Raw genomic sequence first — 20,894 nt, 5'->3', positions numbered from 1 at the left:
ACGTTGAGAGACAGAGTTGTCGAGTGAAAAGAGAATCATCATGTCTGATCAGCAGGCACGGTCGGCGGGCTCGCCCGGGAGCCAGGAAGAAGCCGCGGAGCTCTATCGGAGTGCCCATCCAGAACGCTTCAGGTCGTACCTATCGAGACGCAAGGTGGTGTTTTTAGTTGCCTATGTTGGCTACGTCTGTGCCTACTTTGTGAGAAACAACTTCAAGCTCCAGAGTGAGAGCATTCGTCTGGAAAATGGCTGGAGCTTAACCCAAGTCGGCATCATTCTGACGGCATTCACCATCACATACGGATTCGCGAAGTTCGGTATGGGCGCAGTTGCCGACCGTGTTAGTTTGCGAAAGATTTTCGCTGGCTGTCTTGCAGCTTCAGCGCTGATCTGCATCGGTCTTGGCTTCACTCACAACTTCGTGCTGTTGTTCATTCTGATGCTCATGCTCGGCGTCGTCCAGGGTGCACTTGCACCGTCTTCGATGGCGATGATTGCGAATTGGTATCCGAACAAATCGCGTGGTTCGGGGATCGCGATCTGGAACACTTCGCAAAATGCAGGAGGTGCTGGGCTCCCTCTGCTGATCACCTGGCTCGTCACCCTCGTTGGTCCGGGAAATACCTGGGTGGGATTCCTCATCCCCGGTGCGCTGGTTCTGGCTCTGAGCTTCTGGTTCTGGAAGCAGGGCGGAGATCGCCCTGAAGACGAAGGCAAAGACCGCCTATCCACTATTTACGGAGAGTTCGGCGAGCCTCAGGTCGAAGTCGCGCCCGATGAAGGGTACATGCGGATCTTTGTCCGCTTCGTTCTGACGTCGCCAGTGGTGCTGTTGATCGGTCTGATCAACGCGATTCTCTACTTCTTGCGGTTCGGCATCACGAACTGGATTCCTGCATTCCTCGGAACAGAGATGGGCTTCAGTGAAAGCCAGTACCTGACAGCATTTTCGATGTTGGAGTGGGTGGCGATTCCCGGGTGCTTTATTTTCGCCTGGATCGCGATCAAGGCGCCGAACAAGCAGGCGATCGTCGGCTGTGTCGGGCTGCTGTTGCTGGCGGCGCTGATCTTCATTTACATGGGAAATGAGAGCTACCCGGTATTGCTGATTGTGACCGGACTCATGGGCGGTCTGATCTATGGCCCGCAGCTCATCGTGAACATCTTGACCCTGAACGTTGTTCCTCTCAAAGCAGCGGGCGTAGCCGTCGGATTCGTGGGTCTCTTTGGATACATCGTCGGCGAGCTTGCTGCGAACCTGGTTATGCCGATACTTGCAGAGATGCTTAGTTGGGGAGCGAGCTTCACCGTGCTCTGCCTGATCGCACTCGCCGGTGCTACGATCTACCTTTTCCTTGGACGTTACGAGAAGAAGATCGTCAAGGCCTAAGACGTATTGCTAGACAGCGGCGTTGCGTTCGGCTCGGCGGAGTCGAATGCAGATGAAGACGCAGGCGAGACCGACGACTGAAAGGCCGACAGTGCCTGATGTCCATCCGATCGATTCTGCGATTCGGGGCAACGAGAGGTTGGCCAGGGCGGCACCGACCAGGTAGCCGCCCAGGCCGACCCAGCCGATTGCCACGCCGACGGCTCGAGGCGATACGAACTGGACCGTGAGCACATTGATGATGATCTGCGGGCCGTAAATCAGAGCTCCCATTGGGAGTGCGAGGGCCGCCACCGAAACGGGCGTTCCGGCAAAGGCATAGGCAAGAATGAGCAGCGACAGCACTGCGATTCCCACTGCGGCCGGGATAGTGACCCGCCAAGGATGTCTGAGGGCGATCCAGGCGAATATCAGTGCTCCTGGTACTGCTCCCCATTCGAACATTGTGATGACCACGGATGACTGGTGCGGGGACATTGCATGTACGTCCGACCCGAATATCGGGATCCAGCTGAGTATGCCGAAACGGAGGACATAGAGGAGGGTATTGAGAGTCGCCAGAAGCAAAAGAGTGCGATTGCCGACAACGTGTACACGCACGAGTCTCCAGTAGGAGACATCGGCTGGAACCTGGACCTCCGGGAGTGCTCTTGAACCATACAGCTCTTTGAGAGTGGGCATCCCCTCTTGCCAAGGTCGGTCTCCACCGACGAAGAATATGAGTCCTGAACAAGCCAGTGCAATGAGTCCGGGAAGCCAGAACGCAATGTGCCACTGGGAAGGGCCAGCGAACGCAAGGCTGGCTGAGATTATGACTGCCAGAGTGCCAGCGCCGACATTTTGTGAAGTGTTCCAGACTCCGATGCGGCTGCCGCGTTGAAAGGCCGGATACCAGGCCCCAATAGTCGCCAGTGCAGCTGGCGCGCACGCTCCTTGGACAAGGCCGATGGCGAGAAGGAAAAGGAAGAAGACTGCGGGGTCGCGTTGGAATGACATGAGGATGCAAAGGAGCGCACTGATTGCCAACGCCCCCGCGAATGAATGCCGAAGTCGAAGGTGGTCGACAATGACGCCCATGATCAACTTGCCGAGGCCGTAGCTGATTGCGAAGCCGGTCAAGATTGAACCGATCGCCACCGCCGACCATCCAAGTTCTTTGGTCATGATGTCGCTGACGACCACGAGGTTGTTCCGGACGAAATAGCAGGCGGAGTAACCGACATATGCAACGATGAATACCGCCCAGCGACGAGCCAGGAAAGCCTTCATTCCGAGACGTGCGGGTACAGAGAACTCATCTTCCAAGATTGGTCTACACCCGCCTCCAACGTATCCTGATTATTGAATCACTTTGGCACTGAGGAGATGACCGACCAGATGAAACGGCGGGGGAAAGTGCTTGCGGATGATCTGTCGGCTCATCTTCGTGGCAGGATCCTTTCAGGAGAATATCAGCCCGGCGACGCGATCACTGAAACAGGTGTGGCAGCCGAGTACGGAGTGGCCCGGCCAAGTGCTCGCAACGCCCTTGAGAGATTGATTTTCGACGGACTACTTGTCAGGCATGCACATGCCGCACTTAAAGTGCGCATAGTCGAACAGTCAGATGTTCCGGAGCTGCTGAGTCTGCTGGAGTTTTTCGAGCGCAGTGCAGTGAAGAGGATTCTCGAGAATGACTATGATCTGCGTGAATTGAGGAAAGCCAGTTCGGGGAGCCTGCCGAAATTTCTGCATACTCTTGTGGTTTCGTGCGGTAGTGAACGTCTGATTCAGTTCCACAGACAAACGATGTTTGCTTTGTTGCTGGCTCCTGGAACCTCCCATCAGGGTGAAACTGGAGAACAGGTCAACACGCTTCAGCTCGAACTGACAGACGGACTTTTCAGAATGGATCGAGAGTTCGTTCTCGAGAGCCTGGCAGCTCTCTGGAGCGTGCGTACTAACGAGCGGATCGCTGCAGAAGATTTCGCGAGCTGAACCACCTGGCGACACGGGGCGGGAACGTGTCGACCAAACGGTCGGCCACCTCGGTGATCGATGGGACGAATCGGGCCGCAAACGGTTGAGAGCCAACCGAACGATCCCGCTTCATCTTGGGAAACAACCCGCCCGTCCGCCCCTGCCGAAACCCCCTTCGGTCGGCGGCTGAAATGTGAGATTGTGAAACCACTATGACTGCGTCGAACGCCTCCGCAGACCCCAACACCGCCTCTCTTCCCCTCGCCTCGCCGACTTCGACGAACCAGATCCCCACGAGCCAGAACCTCCCCACCCGCACCGAGACCGACTCGATCGGCAGCCTCGAGATCCCTGACACCGCCTACTGGGGAGTGCACACGGCCCGGGCGAACGAGAATTTCCCCATCGCCCGCCGCCCCATCTCCGTCTACCCCGACTTCGTCCGCGCCTTCGCCTGCGTCAAACAGGCCGCAGCCCGGGCGAACGCTGAGATCGGAGCACTCGACGACCAGCGCGCGAACCTCATCGACGCCGCCTGCGAAGAGATCAAGTCAGGAAAACTCCACGACCAGTTCGCCGTCGGCGTCGTCCAGGGCGGAGCAGGCACCTCGACGAACATGAACGCCAACGAGGTCATCACCAACCGCGCTCTCGAGATCGCCGGCCGATCCAAGGGTGACTACGCGTTCATCCACCCCAACGACCACACGAACCACAGCCAGTCGACGAACGACACCTACCCGACCGCGATCAAGATCGCGCTGGCGTTCTCACTGCAGAACCTCCTCGGCGAACTCACGCTCCTTGCCGATGCCTTCGCCGCGAAGGGTCGCGAGTTCGCCCATATCGTCAAGGTCGGGCGCACCCAGCTGCAGGATGCCGTGCCGATGACGCTCGGTCAGGAGTTCAACGCCTTCGCCACCACCCTGCGCGAGGACGTCGAACGCCTCCAGGAAGCCGTCGCCCTCCTCGGCGAAGTGAACATGGGCGCCACCGCGATCGGCACCTCGATCAACGCTCCGGTCGGGTACAAGGAAGCGGTCATCAAGCACCTGCGCGAGATCACCGGGCTCGATCTGAAGACGGCCGGCGACCTCGTCGAGTCCACCTCTGACACCGGTGTCTTCATCACCTTCTCCGGTGCGCTCAAGCGAAGCGCGCTGAAGATGTCGAAGATCGCCAACGACCTGCGCCTGCTGTCCTCGGGGCCGCAGGCCGGCATCGGTGAGATCAACCTGCCCGCCCGCCAGGCCGGATCGTCGATCATGCCCGGCAAGGTCAATCCCGTCATCCCCGAGGCGGTGTCCCAGGTCGCGTACTCCGTGGCCGGCGCCGACGTCACCGTGTCCATGGCCGTCGAAGGCGGACAGCTGCAGCTCAACGCCTTCGAACCGATCATCGCCCACTCCCTGTTCCAGTCGATCACGTGGCTCGAACGCGCGGCCCAGACTTTCCGCATCAACTGCGTCAATGGCATCACCGCCAACGCGGCGTATATCGAGGACACCGTCGACCGCTCGGTCACCGTCATCACCGCGCTCGCCCCGGTCATCGGCTACGTCTCCGCCGCGAAGCTCGCAAAGGAAGCGCTGGCGAAGAACGAACCGATCGCCGATCTCGTCGTCGAGCACGGGCTGCTCGAACGGGACGAGCTCGGCGAGATCCTCCACCCCGAACGGCTGACCGGCATGCCCGCCGACGATTCCGTCGGCAACATCGCCACCGGCACCGAGGCGGTTCCCCGGGATGAGGTGACCACCGAGCTGCCGATCATCCCCGCCCCGGAGGGGTGAGCGGCTCGCGCAGGGCCGGCAGCTCCCTGTTCCGGATCAGGACTCGAGGGATCGCCAGGCGTCGTAGGAGCCGGCGAGCTCGGCGACCCGGTATCCGGCACGGCGCAGGGTGCTGGCGGTGATGCTGCTGCGGGTGCCGCTCTGGCAGTAGGTGACGATCCGGCCGTCGCTCGGCAGGCGGTCGAGTTCCCACAGGGCGCGGCCGCCGCTGAGTTGGGTCGCACCGGGGATGTGGCCGCCGGCGTGCTCGTTCTTCGAGCGGACATCGACGAGGCGGATGTCGGCTGCGTCTGCCAGTTTCGCCGGGTCGACCAGGTCGACCGGGTGCAGCTCCATTCCGGCCAGCGAGGTCACGTAGCCGGTGACCGAGTCGATGCCGACCCTGATGAGATGATCCCTAAACTCCGCTGCCTGCTCTGCGTCGTCGGCGAGGACGACGATCGGCGTCGACTCTGCAGCCGGGTCGAAGACCCAGGCGCCGAAGCTCGCGGACTTTCCGGGCCCCGGGATGTGCAGGGCCCCGGCCGGGGTGCCGGCATGGACGTCCGCGGTCGGACGGGTGTCGATGAAGGCCGCCGAGCCGTCCTCGATCCGCTCCTGCACACGACCGGCGTCGAATTCCTCGAGCTCTGCGAACTCGCCGAGGAGTGACGGGCCCTCCCGGTTCTCGGTCTTCATCCTGGCGAAGTAGGCGTGGGCGTTGGGCTGCCCGGACAGCAGTTCGTCGACGAAGCCCTGCTCATCGCCGCTCTCGAGGAACGGCGACCACCAGGCGAAAGCGCGCTCGTAGCCGACGGTGGTCGTCGGAACGGCCCCCAGGGCTTTGCCGCAGGCGCTTCCCGCGCCGTGGGCGGGCAGGATCTGCACGTAGTCGGGGAGGGTGAGCAGGCGGTCGCGGAGGCTGGCGAAGAGGTCGCGGGCACCGGCGAAGCGGGTGTCGGAGCCGCCGGCCGCCTCGTCGAGGAGGTCCGGGCGTCCGATGTCTCCGACGAAGACGAAGTCGCCGGTGAGCATGAACCCCGGTGCGTCGGCCTGGGCACCGTCGGTGACGAGGAACGACAGGTGCTCGGGAGTGTGGCCGGGGGTGTGCGAGGCGCGCAGGGTGATGTTGCCGAGGGCGATCTCGTCACCGTTGCGCAGGCGCACCGCGTCGTCGAAGCCCGCCCCGTATGACCAGTCGGGCCCTCCTTCGTCGGAGACGTACATCGTCGCGCCGGTGGCCGCGGCGAGCTCGCGGGTGCCGGAGAGGTAGTCGGCGTGGATGTGGGTCTCGGTGACCGCGGTGATCGTCAGTCCATGGCGGTCGGCGAAGCCGCGGTAGACCGCGATGTCCCGGCGCGGATCGACGACGATCGCCTCCCCGCTGGCCTGGCAGGCTATGACGTAGCTGGCATGAGCGAGGTCGGTGTCGAAGATGCGTTCGAGGAGCATGGGAGTCTTCTTTCCGTGGTCGACGGGTATTTGGTCTGCCGCCGGGTCAGCGGCCGAAGAGGCGGGAGAAGAAGCCGGGCTTGGCCGCTCGGGCCGCATCCTCTTCGGCCTGGGTGTGCTTGCCGTTGCACCACTGGCCGGCCGGGACCGTGCTCTTCACCGACTGGATGTGTTGCCCGCATCCTGCCCACGTGGTCTTTCCGCACACTCGGCACGTCGCTGCTCGACACATAGCTGTCTCCTTCTTCGGCCATAGCGGGCCGGTTCGTCATCAATTCCATATACCCCAGGGGGTATGCAATAAATATACCCATAGGGGTATAGTTGATGTCAACATCGAGAACGTGAAAGGACGACGATGAGCGAACGCGACACTGCTCCGACTGAGGCAGAAGCGGACCCGGGAGAGCGGATGCTCGCCGACCCTGCCGCGCAGAAGAAGGTCCTCAATCGACTGCGCCGGGCACAGGGGCAGCTCGGCGCGGTGATCACCGCTGTGGAGGACGGAAGCCACTGTCGAGACGTCATCCACCAGCTCTCGGCGGTGTCGAAGGCACTCGACCGGGCGGGATTCCTCATCATCTCGACGGCACTGCGGGAGTGCCTCGAGGATGACGAGGACGAAGTGCGCACTGAAGAGCTCGAGAAGCTCTTCCTCTCAATGGCCTGATGAGGACGGAGGGGTGTGACGGGGCACGTGCCTAAGGCCCCTACCCCTCGAGCAGCCCCTTGATGTCCGCGGCGGTCACGGTCTGGCTGAAGGCTTGGCCGCCGGGTCCGCGACCCTCATAGGTGCCGGAATCCGACATGAGCTCGTCGAAGAGTTCGGCCTTGCGCTTCTGCAGGGCGAGCACCTTCTCCTCGATCGTGCCTTCGGCGACGTAGCGGTAGACCATGACGTTCTTCGTCTGCCCGATCCGATGCGCCCGGTCGATCGCCTGATTCTCCGAGGCGGGATTCCACCACGGATCCATGAGGAAGACGTAGTCCGCCTCGGTGAGGTTGAGCCCGAACCCGCCGGCCTTGAGGCTGATGAGGAACACCGGCGCCTCGCCCGACCGGAACGCATCGACGACCGCCCCGCGATTGCGCGTCGACCCGTCGAGGACGACATAGGGGATCCCGCGAGCGTCGAGCTCTGCGGCGACATTGGTCAGGAACGACGTGAACTGGCTGAACACGATCGACCGGTGCCCCTCGGCGATGACATCGTCGAGCCGTTCCAGGAGCGCCGCCAACTTCGACGACGGCACCTCAGCATGTTCGGCATCGACGATCGACGGATCGAGAGCGAGCATCCGCAGCAGCGTCAGCGAGCGGAAGACGATGAACCGCTGCTTGTCGTACTCGCTGTCGATGAAGCCGAGGATCTTCTTCCGCTCCTTCTGCAGAATCCGATCGTAGAGTCTGCGGTGCGCGGCGTTGAGCTCAATCGAGATGACCTGTTCCTGCTTCTCCGGCAGGTCTGCGGCCACGAGATCCTTCGTCCGCCGCATCATGAATGGCCGGATCCGCCGCTGCAGACGCTGCATCCGTCCCGGATTCTCACCCGACTCGATCGGTCGGACATATTCCTCATCGAAGCGGTGAGGACTCGGGAACAGTCCGGGTGCCGTGATCGAAAACAGTGACCACACGTCCTTGAGCGAGTTCTCCAAAGGAGTCCCGGTCAACGCGAGCCGGAACGGTGCCCGTACCTCCTTCGCCGCCAGGTGGGTCTGCGCGGTGGAGTTCTTGACGAACTGCGCCTCGTCGAGGATGAGTCCCGCCCACTCCATCCGCGAGATCGGAGTCTCCTCCAACCTCAACATCGCATACGACATGACGATGACATCGGCACCGCGAGCCACCTCGGCGAGGTCGACCCCACGCGCCCGCGTCGACTCGGCCACGACACGGACATCGAGATCAGGGGCGAACGCGGTCGCCTCCTTCACCCAATTCGGGACCACTGAGGTGGGAGCGACGATGAGGAAGGGGGTGCTCGCTTTCGCGTGCTTGATGAGTGCGAGCGTCTGCAGGGTTTTGCCCAGGCCCATGTCGTCCGCGAGGATCCCGCCGAGGCGGCACCGGTAGAGCAGTGCCAACCACCGGAACCCCTGTACCTGATACGGGCGCAGGGTGGCACCGCCCAGGTCGGGCACCTCGGTGGCGGGCAGGTGCTCGAGGTCGGCCAATGCGCGGACCGATTCCTGCCAGGTCACGGCGGGTTCTGACTCGTCGGCGAGGTCCTCGAAATCCGACCACAGGCCCACGTGCATCCGGGAGATCTTCGGTGCTCCGGGTTCCCATTCGGGAATGAGGTCCGCCTCGGCGAGGAGGGCCTTGAGCTTGTCGAAGATCGGTTTGTTCAGCGATAAGAACGAATCATCGGAGAGCTTGATCTTCTTCGTCCCGGCCGCCAGGGCCTTGTACAGCTTGACGAAGGGGACCGGGCGGCCGTCGATGCTGATCTGGAAGCCGAGGTCGAACCAGTCGTTCTTCTCCGACTCGACCGAGGTGATCTTCACGTTCAGCTCCCCGCCGAGCTCCCGGTACGGCTGCTTCTTCCCGCGCGTGATGACCTTGACGTGCTCGATCTCCTCGAGCCGGGGCAGGACGTTGACGACGAAGTCGGCGGTGTGCGCGTCGTCGAGTTCGACGTCCTTGATGCCCGGCAGAGCGGAGCCGGTTTCGTGGGTGTCGGCAAGGAGCTTGTCGACCTCAGCGACGACGGCATCTTCGAAGTCGAGTTCGCGTTGCTCCGCATATTCCCTCGCCGAGGCGGCGCTGAGCCTCAATCGGTCGATGACGGGGAAGGTGCGACGGGGTCCCTGGTATTCCCAGTACCAGCGCAAGGAGAGTTTGTCGCCGGCGCCGAAGGCTGCGAAGACGACGAGGCGGGGGCGGCCATACTGCGGGAAGGCGACGGTGGCGTCGCTGCTGATGACCTCGGCGCTGGAGCGCAGCTGCGGGTAGTACTCCTCGAAGAACTCTTCGGCCTCGGCCGCGGGGATCGTGATCGGCCCGGGGGACTGGAGCACGGGCAGCGCGGATTCCTTCGTTGGGGTCTCCGCAGGGGCGAGGGTGACGGTGAAACCGCTGGTGACGTCGATGCCGAAGAAGCCGTGCGTCCAGATGGGTTTGATCAGTCCGGGGGCATATTCGCGTTCGTCGATGGTCGCCCGCGTCTGCACCTGCAGGCGGTTCTGGCTGCGGCGGATATCGATCGCGGCCTTCGCGCTGTGCCCGATGCGGATGGTCATGGCCGGATTGATGCCGACGAATTCGATGCCGAGCTTCTTCCCCTGCGTGAAGTGATCCCACAGCAGGGGAGTGCGGAAATCGCCGAGGTGGTACGGCGCCCCGTCGGGCGTGAAGTCCGTCTTCCCGCGGGTGCGCAGTCCCGCGAGTTGGGTGAACCATTCCTGGTGGGCCGGGTCGATGTCGAACTGCCGGGCCATGCGGTCGATGGTGCGCCAGGTCAGGGACTTCTTCACCCAGTTGCCGGACTCGCTGAGCATGAGCGGACGGATCGCGAGGCTCGGATTCGCGCCCGGGGTGACGTCGTCCTTGTCGAGGAGGACGGAGTGCTGAGCTTCGAACCAAGTGCGGGGGATGACCTGGACGAGCTCGAATCCCAAGGCCACGGGCGTGTGTGAGTGCGGAGCCGCCTCGGCGAGTGGGGCGAAGGCATCACGCCAATCGGCGGGGATGGCGGAACCGGTGGTGGCACCGGACGATCGAGTTTCAGGCACGAAGCCATCTTCTCACCTGTCGGTGACGCGGACTTCCGAAGGATGCGCAGAGTCGCTCCTCGGGAAGGGCGTGCCGAGCTGCGGCTGAAGTGCTGCGGCTGAAGTGCTGCCGACGGGTCATCGCTTGGATTCGTGTTGATCGAGACGGGGTCCGTCCGAGAGGGGAGTGCCGTGTCATGAGCGCGGAGTAGCATCTGCGGCATGGATGAGAACAAAGAGGTTCACAGACAGTTCTTCGACACCTATACCCGTGCGCTGCTCGACCGGGATGTTGGGGCGATCGCCGATCACTATGCGGTGCCGGCGCTCATCGAGTTCCCGGGGCAGCGGATCCTCGTCACCGGGGCGCGGCAGACCGAGCAGTTCTTCGCGCAGGCTTTCGGACAGTACGAAGGAGTCACGGAGGTCGATGCCGCCGTCGCCGTGGCGGCATCGACCGGGCACAGCATCTGGGCCGATGTCACTTGGAGGTATCACGGCGGTGCCCCTGATGAGCGGAACCTGTATCAGCTCGTGCAGGGCGATGGCGGGTGGAAGATCGCCGTGCTCACCCCGATGGCGGTCGACGACCGGGGGCAGCAGTCCGGCACCGGCGACTATCCCTCTCTGCTGCACACCGTCATCAACGCAACCGAACCGCGAGAACTCGCCGAGTTCTATCGGCAGCTGCTCGGCTATGTCTATCGCCCTGGCGACGAGCCGCCTGAAGGCACTGACCCCGATGACGATGAGTGGTTGGTGCTGACAGACAGAGCAGGGCGGAGGATGATCGCCTTCCAGAAGACCGAGAGACTCGAACGGAGTACGTGGCCCGATCCCACAGTGCCCATGCAGCTCCACCTCGATTTCACGGTCAGGGATCGGAATGACCTTGAACAGCAGCGACAATGTGCCGACAGCCTCGGCGCGCGACTGATTCTCGACCGAGCCGACGACGAGGACGAACCGCTTTACGTCTTCGCCGATCCTTCCGGGCACCCGTTCTGCATCTTCGTGGCCTGAGAGCGATTGCGTGGGCTCAATGGCAGGCCATTGATGTCTCTGCATTGAGGGACTCCAGTGTGGGCAGCGCTCAGGGATTGAACAGCTCGATCTCGTCGGGAGAGACCGATGCTGAAATCGCTCATGGCTCAGTCTGAACACGGTCGACAGCGACTCAGGAGGGACGTCGAAAGTGACTCACGAGGAATGTGGGACGCCAGCACGCCCGGTGTCATCCAGCGGTACCTCGTGTATCTTCGTCGCATGAGCGAGAACAGCGATGGTGGTGACGATCGGTGGCTGATCGTCCGGGGGCGTCGATGGCGACGAACCGATCCCGCATTGGCACCTCGCGTCGTCGAGGAACTCAAGAGCCGCCTCGGCGCTGCGAGGAATGCCGTCAAGCAAGCGAAGAAGCGGGGCGATGAGAACGATCTCGCGGAGGCGAGGCGGAAGGTGAACATCGCGAAGCACGGTCTCGGCGAACGCGGCGAATACTGGTGGGAGATGGCGGTCGAGGACCGCGAACGCCGTGCCGAGGAGTCCCTGAGGGAACTACGCTGAGTTCACTCGCCATCAGAATCTCCATCAACCATCAGCCAGAGAAACGTGGAAGAGCGAAGCATGAATCGAGAAGTCGCCCAGGCCATCACCGACGCCGTCGACAACGCATTCGATCGTCAGCTTGAGTTCACCGGTGATCTGATCCGCTGTCCGTCTGTCCGCGGCAGTGAGGCGGCGATCCAGGACCGCATGGAACAGGAATTCGCCGACAGAGGACTGGAGATCGACCGCTGGCGCATCGACGAAGAGGCTATCGAAGATCATGCGGGCTTCGGTCCGATGACCGTATCCTACGACGAAGACTTCAACGTCGTGGGCAGCTATCGACCGACTGTCGTGCGGGGCCGGTCGCTCATTCTGCAGGGGCATGTGGATGTGGTGCCGACCGGGCCGCTGGAGAATTGGACCACCCCGCCCTTCGAGCCTCGCATCGAGGACGGGTGGCTCTACGGGCGTGGTGCCGGGGACATGAAGGCCGGGCTCGCCGCCAATCTCTTCGCCTTCGACGCGATCACTGCTGCCGGCTTCGCCCCCGCGGCGCCGCTCCAACTTCAGTCCGTGGTGGAGGAGGAGAGCACCGGCAACGGAGCACTGTCGGCTCTCTTGCGCGGTTACACCGGTGACGCCGTGCTCATCCCTGAACCAGAGGAGAATGCTCTGGTGCGAACCAATGTCGGAGTCATCTGGTTCAGCGTTCGGGTCGAGGGAAAACCGAGTCATGTCCGCGAGATGAGTCAGGGATTCAATGCCTTCGACGCGACCAATGACGTGATCGCCGACCTGCGCGCACTCGAGGCGGAGTGGAATGCGCAGAAGGACCAGCACCCAGGTTTCGAGGATGTCGAGCATCCGATCAACTTCAATGTCGGAGAGATCTCGGGTGGAGACTGGCCCTCCAGTGTTCCGTCATGGTGTGAGATCTCCGTGCGCGCCGCAATCTATCCGGGGATCGACCCGGAACAGGCGTGGGAAGAGATCCAGGAGCACGTCCGGCACGCGAGCATCGCCCGGCGCGGTCAGGACAGTCGCCTGCCACGCCTGGAGCGAACCGGCTTCTTCGCCGCAGGTTATCGACTCGACGAAGGCGGAGAAGCTGAGGCCGTCCTCGGCTCGGCCCACCGGGATGTGTTCGGCCAGCCCCTGCGGTCGTTCTCCACGCCGGGCTACCTCGACGGCCGGGTGTACACGAATTACGGAGCGATGCCGACGCTGACATACGGGCCCAAGTCCCTCGACATCCACGCCTTCGACGAGCGGGTCCATATCGATTCCGTCCGCAAGATCACCAAGACCATCGCGCTCTTCATCGCCGAGTGGTGTGGGCTGGAGTCGCTGAGTCAGACGCGCCGAGGCGGCTGATCGACGTTCGGTGCCGCGCCCGGCCGGTTCGTCAGCCGATCTGGTCGGCGAGATCCTCGAAGTCGTCGGCGACGACGTCCCACTCGCCTTCGGCCGCGAGATCCGTCGTCTGGCCAGGTCCGTGCTCGGCAGGGCGACGGACGAAGCACGTCCGCAGCCCGAGTGCCTGCGCCGCGGCCAGGTCGCTGTTGTGTGCGGCGACCATGGCGATCTGATGCGGTTCGAGGCCGAGGATCTCGGCGGTCCGCAGGTACGACTGCGGATCCGGCTTATACGCTCCGGCCACCTCGGCGCCGAGAAGCGCGTCCCAGGGAATGCCGGCCCGTTTGGCGATGTCGAGGGCGAGCCGGACGTTCGCATTCGACAACGGAGCGATGATGAACCGCTCCTTCAGCCGAGTCAGCCCCGCGATCGCATCCGGCCACGGATCGAGCCGATGCCAGGCGAGATTGACCGCGTCGAGAACTTCGGCTGGGATCGATGAGGGATCGACACCGAGGCTGACGAGTACGGACTCGAGATTCTCCCGATGGAGCACGTCGAGGCGGACGAAATCACGCTCACCGCTGCGCACCCGCTCCATCGACGGCTGGTACTCCGCGCGCCAGCGATCCGCGAAATCATGGGCGTCGAGATCGGGAACATGGTCGTGCAGGTGCACGGCCACCTCGGTGGCAATGCTCGTGCGCCAGTCGACGACGGTGCCGAACGTGTCGAAGACGAGAGCCTCGATCGAATCGAATCCTGTGCTCATGGCTTCACGGTAGTCCGGGCATATCGGACCGTCTACGTCAGTCCGCCTGCATAGACTGGTCGCAACCGAAATCGCAGCTGAACGACATCGATACGGAACCACACGGCACCGGCGGAAGGACCTGACCGTGGGATGGAGCACGAGCGAACTGGCGCGCCTGACCGGAACGACCGTCAACACCATTCGTCACTATCACAAGCTTGGGCTGCTCACCGAGCCCGAACGGATGAGCAACGGCTACAAGCAGTACGGTGCCTCCCACCTGCTCCGACTCCATCAGATCCGGCGAATGCGCGAGCTCGGGATTCCGTTGGCTGATATTGGTGCGGTCGAAGACGATCACGAACAGCAGCAGCTCGCCCTCAAACAGCTCGAGTCCGACCTCGGTGAGCAGATCGCGGCCCTGGAGAAGGCACGCACCGAGGTGTCCCAGCTCCTCGAACACGGAGCGCCGATCGATACGGCCGCGGGTTTCATCGACATCGCCGCGCGGATGTCGAACTCCGACCGCGCACTGATGAACATCTATTCGACCCTGTACGAGGAATCGGCGCTCGCGGAGATGCGGTCCATCATGTCCGAGACCACACCGTACGACCAGGAAGTCGATGAGCTCGCCGAGGATGCCGACGACGCCACCCGCGCACGCTTGGCAGAGCAGATCGCTCCGAGTATGAAGCGACAGCTCGAAGCGAAACCCTGGCTCCTCGCGCCGACCGAGCGGATGACCGGGGACGTGAAGATGGGGCAGGCTGCGATCATCGGCTCGCTCAGAGAGCTCTACAACGACGCGCAGATCGACGTTATCCAGCGTGCCTTCATCTCTGTCTTCCCGACTCTCGAGATTCCGGACGAAGATCGCGAGCGGTTCATCGCTTTCATCAAGCACGTGGCCGCAGAGGAAGAGGGCTGAGAAAGAGGGCTGAAGAAGGCCGACGAGAAGAAGAGCTGAAGACAGTGACTGGGGAAGAGAGCTGAGGATTCGCTGGGTTCGACGATAAGGGCTTGACCCTGTTCTGAGAACACAGTCTGTACTGAACGTATCAACCATCAGACCCGGTTCATCCGAGCCGGGATCTGCCGATCACGTTCAGGAGGACACTATGAACCCCATCATCGAATTCTTCCAAGGTCTCGCCGCTCAGGTTCCGGATCTGCTTCAGCCGTTCATCATTGCCGCGGCAGGGGCGATCCCCTTCATCGAGGGTGAGATCTCTTCGATCATCGGCGTCTGGGCCGGAATGAACCCCGTGCTCGCCGGAATCGCCGGAGCAATCGGCAACTTCATCTGCGTCACCGTCATCGTGCTCCTCGGAGCCCGCGCCCGCCGCGCCGTCGTGAATCGTCAGAGCGAAAAGCGAGAGCTCGCGGCCGTCGGGGCAGACGGATATGCCGACCCGAGCACGGGCGGAACACTACCCGACGGACTGGAGCTGTCCGATATCACTGCCGGTGACGCGGCGACGGAGGACCACCTCGGTGAAGGTGGGAAGCTTGAGTCCAAGGGCCGGGTCAAGTTCAAGAAGTTCCTCACTCGCTTCGGTGTTCCCGGTGCGAGCCTGCTCGGACCGCTGGCGATTCCCACCCAGATCACGTCGACGATCCTCGTCGGCGCTGGTGTGAAGACCTCGTGGATCCTGCTGTGGCAGGGCATCGCGATCATCGCCTGGACGACCCTGACCACGCTCATCGCCACCGGATCGCTCGCCCTACTGGCCGGCTGAGGCCTCAGGGCATCCGGCCGCCGCTGGTGCCGCTCTCACCAACCCACCACTCACGGACCTCGTCGCCGCAAGAAGAAGGGACGAATCATGCGCTCGCTGTACCGACACCGGCTGGTCCTCACCCTCACTGGCCCGATTCTCATCGCTCTGGGACTGCCGCTGATCGTCCCGTTCGCCGCGACCCTGCTGGGCGAGACGATGCATCTGCAGATGCGATTGAGTCTGCCCGAATCGCTGCTCGCGACCTTGGGCATTCTCGTCGCGTGGTTCGTCATCTCACGGACGATCGACGTCGTCCTCAGCGGAAGCGATATCGGCGGCAGACTGACCGGGCGTCTTGTCTCGGGCGGTGCGTCGGTGCTCGTGCTCGGCGGAGGCTACCTGCTGATCACCGGTTCGATCCCATTGGCCGCGATCACCGCGGTCGTGATCAGCGGTCTGTTCTTCGCATTGAATACGATGCTTGACGTCCGGGCGAAACGACCAGCATGAATCAGACAGCCCACGTGACGGTGCCCAAGTACTTCTCTCCGGGCCGAACCGCTTCGCACTCCGCGCTGATGATCCGCTTGACAAAGGGGGCGCGGGCAGCGGCCTTAGCCAGGACGATCTTCTCGCAAACGGCGCGAGTCTTGTGATAAGAGAAGCTGGACTTCACCACACCAGCGTGAGCGGCGGTGCCGCCGAATACGCTCGCCGTAGCCAGAATCAGGGAGGCAGTTCCAATTCCAAGAACTCGTTTCATCTGCATCGTCTTCTCCGCATCTCAGGGGCATCATTCTCTGTACGCGGCCACCATCTCTGGCCACGGGACCGACACTATTTGCAGTTGCGTGAGTCGGAGACGATTGCGTGTACCGAGGTTGAAACCCGATGTGCCCCATCTGAAACGTACAATGGACTGGATGTCTGATACCGGGAGAACCCACACCTCGTCGCTGGCCGTGCTCGGTGCGCTGCTGTTCATCACCGCCCGCAGCCTCGATTCCACCGGCGCGCCGGGGATCCCCGCGAGCGCCGACCCCGCGAAGCTCAGCCCCACCGACCGGGAGACCCTCGCCGAGGTGGAATCCGCACTGACCGTCCAACTCGAGGACTCAGCGACGTCCGTGACGTCCACCCTCGCCGAGGTGGCTGCGGCGGTTGCGTACGTCCGCGGCCGGGCGGAGATCCCGAGCCTGACCGCGAGCCGGTACGACAAACTCCGCAAGTCGGTGCTCGACGACCTCGGTGCGACCTCGGCGCAGGGGGCGACCATCTGGCCGCCGACCAGTCAGACCGCGGTGCAGCGATTCGGGTCCTGGAACGAAGCGCTCAAGGCTGCGGGTCTGGCGACGAACAAGATCGGTCGAGCCAAGGGGCAGCTGCGCTTCGACTCCGCAGCGTACGACAAGGCGATCGCCGAGTTCCTTGCCGACTGCGAATCACGCGGGACTGCCGCGACCTATAAGGCCTATACCGAATACGCCGCCGAGCATAAGGGCGAGGTGCCCTCGGCCGCGGCCGTCCGGAAGTTCTACGGAAGCTGGAATTCAGCGCTCGCCGCGGTGGGGTGAGGTGCGGATCAGCGACCGTGCATCTTCCCGTCGACCGCTCACGCTACGCGATGCGCGTCCGACGGTAACTTGAGCGGTCGGTGGCCCAACACTCCCGGCATCACCGCCCGGCGGCGAATGCCTCCAACCGGTCGCACGCCGTGCTGATGGTCTCGTCCGAGACCGCGAAGGTCAGACGCAGGTAGCCTTCGCCGGCCGGGCCGAAGGCCGAACCGGGGATCGTCGCGAGATTGTGCTTCTCGAGCAGCTGGGTCGCCAGTTCCCAAGAGTCCAATCCCCACTCGGACACATTCACCCAGGCATAGAATGTCGCCGCCGGCCGCAGCAGGCTCAAGCCCGCGATGGCGTTGACGCGCTCGACCATGAGCTCACGCCGCCTGGCATACGAAGCGACCATCTCATCGACCGCGATCTGCGGTCCCTCGATTGCGGCGACCGCTGCCTCCTGCACGAACCCGGGCAGACTCGAGGTCAGCCCCTCCTGCAGCAGTGCCATCGGCGCGATGAAATCTTGCGAGCCGATGACGGAACCGCACCGCCAGCCGGTCATGGCATAGGTCTTCGAGAAGCTGCCGATGGCCAGGAACCGATCGAACTCAGCCCCCACCTCGGCGGTGGATGGTTTCACCTCGGCGATAGAGGTGAAGACGGCATCGTCGAAGACCATTTCGTCATAGACCTCATCGGAGATGACGGTGAACCCGTGCTCATCGGCCAGCGCAGCGATCTGCTCGAGGTCGGCCCGGTCCATCACCGAACCCAATGGATTCGACGGACTGTTGATGATCACCGCCGCGGTCCTGTCCGTGATCGCTGCGCGGACATCCTCGGCGCGAAGCTTGAAATCGTTGTCCTCGGTCACCGGGACGGAGACGGCGACCCCGCCGAGGCGGTGCACTTGACCCATGTAGTTGGGGAAGCTCGGGTCGGGGATGATGACCTCCTGACCAGGGGAGACAGTGACGTCGAGTGCGAAGGTGAGCGCTTCCATCGCGCCGAAGGAGACCATGACGTTCTCGGGCGCGATGCTGCGATTCCAGCGTCGTGAGTACTTTCCGGCGATGGCGGAGCGCAGTTCGGGGATGCCCGCATTGGCGACGTAGCGGGTGTTGTCGTTCTCGATCGCACGGATGCCGGCGGCCTTGATGTGCTCCGGCGTGGTGAAGTCCGGCTCGCCGACGGTGAGCTTCACGGCGTCGGGGAAGTCGAGGGCGAGGTTGAACATCTTGCGGATGCTCGAGGCCGGGTAGGAAGCGGCCATGGGGGAGATGCGGCTGTGCGAACTCGTCATGGCCTCAGTCTGCCCCTGACTCTGCGGGAGCGACAAGGGCGGGCCGAAGCGCGAGACCGGGCCGGTCCCCGGCAGCTGGGCTTCAGCTTGGTGAATCTGCGCTGGCTTGGTGCCTGCGCCGAGCTGGTGCAGGTTCACCAAGCTGGTGGTGCATGCCAGCCCCCGCCCCGCCTACTCGTGCAGGCCGGCCAGTCGGGATCCGAATCGGGCGAGCAGGCTAGTCTTCTTCGCCCCGGTCGCTGACTCCCACGCGTCGGCGAAACCGAAGATCTTGTACATCGACCGGATGCCCAACCACCGGATCGGTTCGGGCTCCCACTGTCCCGAGAAATGGTCGTTCCACGGCAATGCGGTCAGCGGAGTCGCATCGCCGGCAGCCCGGTCGAGCAGGGTCTTCGCCGCCAGATGAGTGGCCGTCACCCCGTGTCCGGCATAGCCGCGGGCCACCCCGATGCGCTGTGTTGGGTCGAAGAAGACCCCGGCGCACCAGTCCCGGGTCACCCCGAGCGCACCCCGCCAGGCATGCGCAACATCGAACTCGAGGTCGGGGAAGAGTGAGGACAGGCGCCCGGCCAGGAGGTCGACCACCTCGGCGGGGACCTCGCCGTCACCGGGCAGACCCGACCGGTAGGCATACGGTGCCCCGCGACCGCCGAGCGCGATCCGATCATCGGCGGTGCGCTGGGCATAGACGAACGTGTGGGCGGTGTCGCCGAGGCATTCGCGCCCCTCCCAGCCGATCGACGCCCATGCCTCGGCGGGCAGTGGCTCGGTTGCGATCATCGACGAGAACACCGGGATGACCTGGCGTCCCTGCAGCCCCGGCAGGTCGCCGCCGACCGTGTCCGAATATCCTTCGAGGCACACGAAGATCGTGTTCGCGTACACGGGCCCGCGGTCCGTGGCGACCGAATTCTTGCGGATATGCCTCGCCGAGGTGGCTTCGCAGATGGTCACACCCTGTTTCCTGAGGACGTGGCCGAGTCCGCGGGTGAGCAGCGCCGGATCGATGGCGGCGGTGCCGGGGAAGTAGAGGCTGCCGAGCGCCTTGTCGACGTTGATGTGGGCACGCGTGGCCTCGGCGTCGAGGAAATGCATATCCTCGGGCCCGTAGCCGAACTGCTCGTTGCCGGCCTGAAGTTCGCGCAGCCGGGACAGGCCGACCTCCGACTGGGCGATGTCGATATGACCGCCGCGCACCTGATGGGCATCGATGCCTTCGACGGTGCAGACGTCGAGGACCTCGTCGATGGAGTCGAAGAGGGCGGCTTGAAAGGCGCTGACGCTGGCCACACCGTCGAGACCCGCTGAGCCGACCGGCCCGGTGGGGTCGCTTTTCCGAGCGCGGTCGACCGCCTCGGCGAACTTGGTGCGGTTGCCCGGCAGCAGGGTCGACAGCCATCCGCCGTTGCGACCGGATGCGCCGTAGCCGATATGTCGGGCTTCGATGATGGTGATCGCCCAATCGGGGTGAGCCTGCCTGGCGTAGTAGGCCGACCACAGCCCGGTCAGTCCGCCGCCGACGATGACGAGATCCTGTTTCTCGCGCGGCAGAGGAGCTGGGGCGATGTCATCGGCGGGGGAGGCTGCCAGCCAGTGCGAGGCTTCACCATTGAAGTAGGACACGGATCATCTCCTGAACTCGAGGCGGACCAGGTGGTCGCCTACGGAAACAGTTCTATCTCACTCGCAAGGTGAAGTAAATAGTTGCGCCACTTTGTATTGAGTGCTGAAACGAGCTCGTCAGCCTACTGATTTCTTCGTTATTGCGGGACTTGGAAGAGCCGTCTGGCTACACTGTTCGCATGAGCGCAATGGAGCCGATCAGCACCCACGATTTCCCTCTCAGCCACGAACCGATCGAGGACTGGCAGAAGGTCTCGACCGCCTCGGACAGCGGCGCCGACTCGAACAGTTCGGTCGAGTCGGATGGATTGACCGCCTCGGCAGAGGTATCCGAAGACGCCGTCGCGGCGGAGCAGCCGGTCGGGCCCGTGACGACGGGCGTCGCCGAACTCGGCACGATCGGGGGAGCCGACTTCGGGCTGTGGGAGATGAGCGCGGGAGCGATGCGCGATATCGAAGGCGACGAGGTCTTCCTCGTCATCTCAGGGAACGGGCGCATCGAATTCGACGAGCCCCGCCGTGACCCCATCGAACTGGTGCCAGGGTCGCTGGTCCGCCTCGTTGATGGGATGAAGACGCGCTGGTACATCGATGGGGCGCCGCTGCGGAAGCTGTACGTCGCGCCCAGCGAGGGGTGAGGGTTGCCGCAGGTCGTCAGTTCGCGTGCGTTTCGCAGGACGTCCACGATTCTTCGCAATCGCACGCTTGTCGGTGACTGACAATATGGCC

General features: G+C 63.4%; 19 protein-coding genes. 12 read left to right on the top strand and 7 right to left on the bottom strand.

What is annotated here, in order from left to right; all coding sequences use genetic code 11:
• The first annotated feature begins 40 nt into the window (after positions 1 to 40).
• Positions 41 to 1,390, top strand: a complete 1,350-nt coding sequence (locus BEP01S_RS01540; protein WP_062239765.1) for an MFS transporter — start codon at positions 41 to 43, stop codon at positions 1,388 to 1,390.
• A 9-nt stretch (positions 1,391 to 1,399) separates the two neighbouring features.
• Here BEP01S_RS01540 and BEP01S_RS01535 read toward each other — a convergent pair whose 3' ends face one another.
• Entirely contained in the window at positions 1,400 to 2,659 is a 1,260-nt protein-coding gene (locus tag BEP01S_RS01535; RefSeq protein ID WP_062239762.1) for an MFS transporter, read from the bottom strand.
• A 96-nt stretch (positions 2,660 to 2,755) separates the two neighbouring features.
• Here BEP01S_RS01535 and BEP01S_RS01530 point away from each other — a divergent pair, with 96 nt between their 5' ends.
• Both BEP01S_RS01530 and BEP01S_RS01525 read left to right on the top strand, forming a co-directional pair.
• Positions 2,756 to 3,367, top strand: a complete 612-nt coding sequence (locus BEP01S_RS01530; protein ID WP_062239759.1) for a GntR family transcriptional regulator — start codon at positions 2,756 to 2,758, stop codon at positions 3,365 to 3,367.
• Between the two features lie 194 nt (positions 3,368 to 3,561).
• Complete coding sequence (locus BEP01S_RS01525) at positions 3,562 to 5,142, top strand: aspartate ammonia-lyase (RefSeq protein ID WP_083532438.1); 1,581 nt, start codon at positions 3,562 to 3,564, stop codon at positions 5,140 to 5,142.
• Between the two features lie 36 nt (positions 5,143 to 5,178).
• Here BEP01S_RS01525 and BEP01S_RS01520 read toward each other — a convergent pair whose 3' ends face one another.
• On the bottom strand, positions 5,179 to 6,573 hold the full coding sequence (locus BEP01S_RS01520) for an MBL fold metallo-hydrolase (protein WP_062239757.1): 1,395 nt from the start codon (positions 6,571 to 6,573) through the stop codon (positions 5,179 to 5,181).
• Between the two features lie 46 nt (positions 6,574 to 6,619).
• Entirely contained in the window at positions 6,620 to 6,805 is a 186-nt protein-coding gene (locus BEP01S_RS17380; RefSeq protein WP_025777490.1) for a DUF8730 family Cys-rich protein, read from the bottom strand.
• A 180-nt stretch (positions 6,806 to 6,985) separates the two neighbouring features.
• Here BEP01S_RS17380 and BEP01S_RS01510 point away from each other — a divergent pair, with 180 nt between their 5' ends.
• A complete protein-coding gene (locus BEP01S_RS01510; RefSeq protein ID WP_062239904.1) occupies positions 6,986 to 7,243 on the top strand; it encodes a metal-sensitive transcriptional regulator in 258 nt (85 codons plus the stop codon).
• Between the two features lie 40 nt (positions 7,244 to 7,283).
• Here the strand turns inward: BEP01S_RS01510 and BEP01S_RS01505 are convergent, their stop codons facing one another.
• On the bottom strand, positions 7,284 to 10,310 hold the full coding sequence (locus BEP01S_RS01505) for a DEAD/DEAH box helicase (protein ID WP_062239754.1): 3,027 nt from the start codon (positions 10,308 to 10,310) through the stop codon (positions 7,284 to 7,286).
• Positions 10,311 to 10,511: 201 nt separating this feature from the next.
• Between BEP01S_RS01505 and BEP01S_RS17265 the strand changes: the two genes are divergently transcribed.
• From BEP01S_RS17265 to BEP01S_RS01485, 3 genes are all read left to right on the top strand, one after another.
• Entirely contained in the window at positions 10,512 to 11,312 is an 801-nt protein-coding gene (locus BEP01S_RS17265; RefSeq protein ID WP_306306246.1) for a VOC family protein, read from the top strand.
• 243 nt (positions 11,313 to 11,555) lie between these two features.
• A complete protein-coding gene (locus tag BEP01S_RS01490) occupies positions 11,556 to 11,855 on the top strand; it encodes a hypothetical protein (protein ID WP_062239899.1) in 300 nt (99 codons plus the stop codon).
• A 60-nt stretch (positions 11,856 to 11,915) separates the two neighbouring features.
• Positions 11,916 to 13,214, top strand: a complete 1,299-nt coding sequence (locus BEP01S_RS01485; RefSeq protein ID WP_062239749.1) for an ArgE/DapE family deacylase — start codon at positions 11,916 to 11,918, stop codon at positions 13,212 to 13,214.
• A gap of 31 nt (positions 13,215 to 13,245) precedes the next feature.
• Here the strand turns inward: BEP01S_RS01485 and BEP01S_RS01480 are convergent, their stop codons facing one another.
• Positions 13,246 to 13,968, bottom strand: a complete 723-nt coding sequence (locus BEP01S_RS01480; protein ID WP_062239743.1) for a haloacid dehalogenase type II — start codon at positions 13,966 to 13,968, stop codon at positions 13,246 to 13,248.
• A gap of 127 nt (positions 13,969 to 14,095) precedes the next feature.
• Between BEP01S_RS01480 and BEP01S_RS01475 the strand changes: the two genes are divergently transcribed.
• From BEP01S_RS01475 to BEP01S_RS01455, 4 genes are all read left to right on the top strand, one after another.
• On the top strand, positions 14,096 to 14,881 hold the full coding sequence (locus BEP01S_RS01475; RefSeq protein WP_062239740.1) for a helix-turn-helix domain-containing protein: 786 nt from the start codon (positions 14,096 to 14,098) through the stop codon (positions 14,879 to 14,881).
• A 190-nt stretch (positions 14,882 to 15,071) separates the two neighbouring features.
• Positions 15,072 to 15,692 carry a hypothetical protein gene (locus tag BEP01S_RS01470; RefSeq protein WP_062239737.1) on the top strand — a complete coding sequence of 207 codons (621 nt, stop codon included), beginning with the start codon at positions 15,072 to 15,074 and terminating at the stop codon, positions 15,690 to 15,692.
• Positions 15,693 to 15,779: 87 nt separating this feature from the next.
• The gene (locus BEP01S_RS01465; protein ID WP_062239734.1) at positions 15,780 to 16,184 is read left to right on the top strand and encodes a hypothetical protein; all 405 of its coding nucleotides are present in this window, start codon (positions 15,780 to 15,782) and stop codon (positions 16,182 to 16,184) included.
• 413 nt (positions 16,185 to 16,597) lie between these two features.
• Entirely contained in the window at positions 16,598 to 17,248 is a 651-nt protein-coding gene (locus BEP01S_RS01455) for a homing endonuclease associated repeat-containing protein (protein WP_244882016.1), read from the top strand.
• Positions 17,249 to 17,348: 100 nt separating this feature from the next.
• Here the strand turns inward: BEP01S_RS01455 and BEP01S_RS01450 are convergent, their stop codons facing one another.
• Positions 17,349 to 18,539: a pyridoxal phosphate-dependent aminotransferase gene (locus BEP01S_RS01450; protein ID WP_062239895.1), complete on the bottom strand. Its 1,191-nt coding sequence runs from the start codon at positions 18,537 to 18,539 to the stop codon at positions 17,349 to 17,351.
• Positions 18,540 to 18,710: 171 nt separating this feature from the next.
• Positions 18,711 to 20,165 carry an NAD(P)/FAD-dependent oxidoreductase gene (locus tag BEP01S_RS01445; RefSeq protein ID WP_062239726.1) on the bottom strand — a complete coding sequence of 485 codons (1,455 nt, stop codon included), beginning with the start codon at positions 20,163 to 20,165 and terminating at the stop codon, positions 18,711 to 18,713.
• A 179-nt stretch (positions 20,166 to 20,344) separates the two neighbouring features.
• On the opposite strand from BEP01S_RS01445, the gene BEP01S_RS01440 reads away from it, so the two are divergent.
• The gene (locus BEP01S_RS01440) at positions 20,345 to 20,803 is read left to right on the top strand and encodes a cupin domain-containing protein (RefSeq protein WP_062239723.1); all 459 of its coding nucleotides are present in this window, start codon (positions 20,345 to 20,347) and stop codon (positions 20,801 to 20,803) included.
• Positions 20,804 to 20,894 lie beyond the last annotated feature (91 nt).

It is taken from the genome of Brevibacterium epidermidis NBRC 14811, assembly GCF_001570805.1.
Taxonomy (GTDB): domain Bacteria; phylum Actinomycetota; class Actinomycetes; order Actinomycetales; family Brevibacteriaceae; genus Brevibacterium; species Brevibacterium epidermidis.
This window is presented reverse-complemented; position numbering and strand designations above follow the sequence as displayed.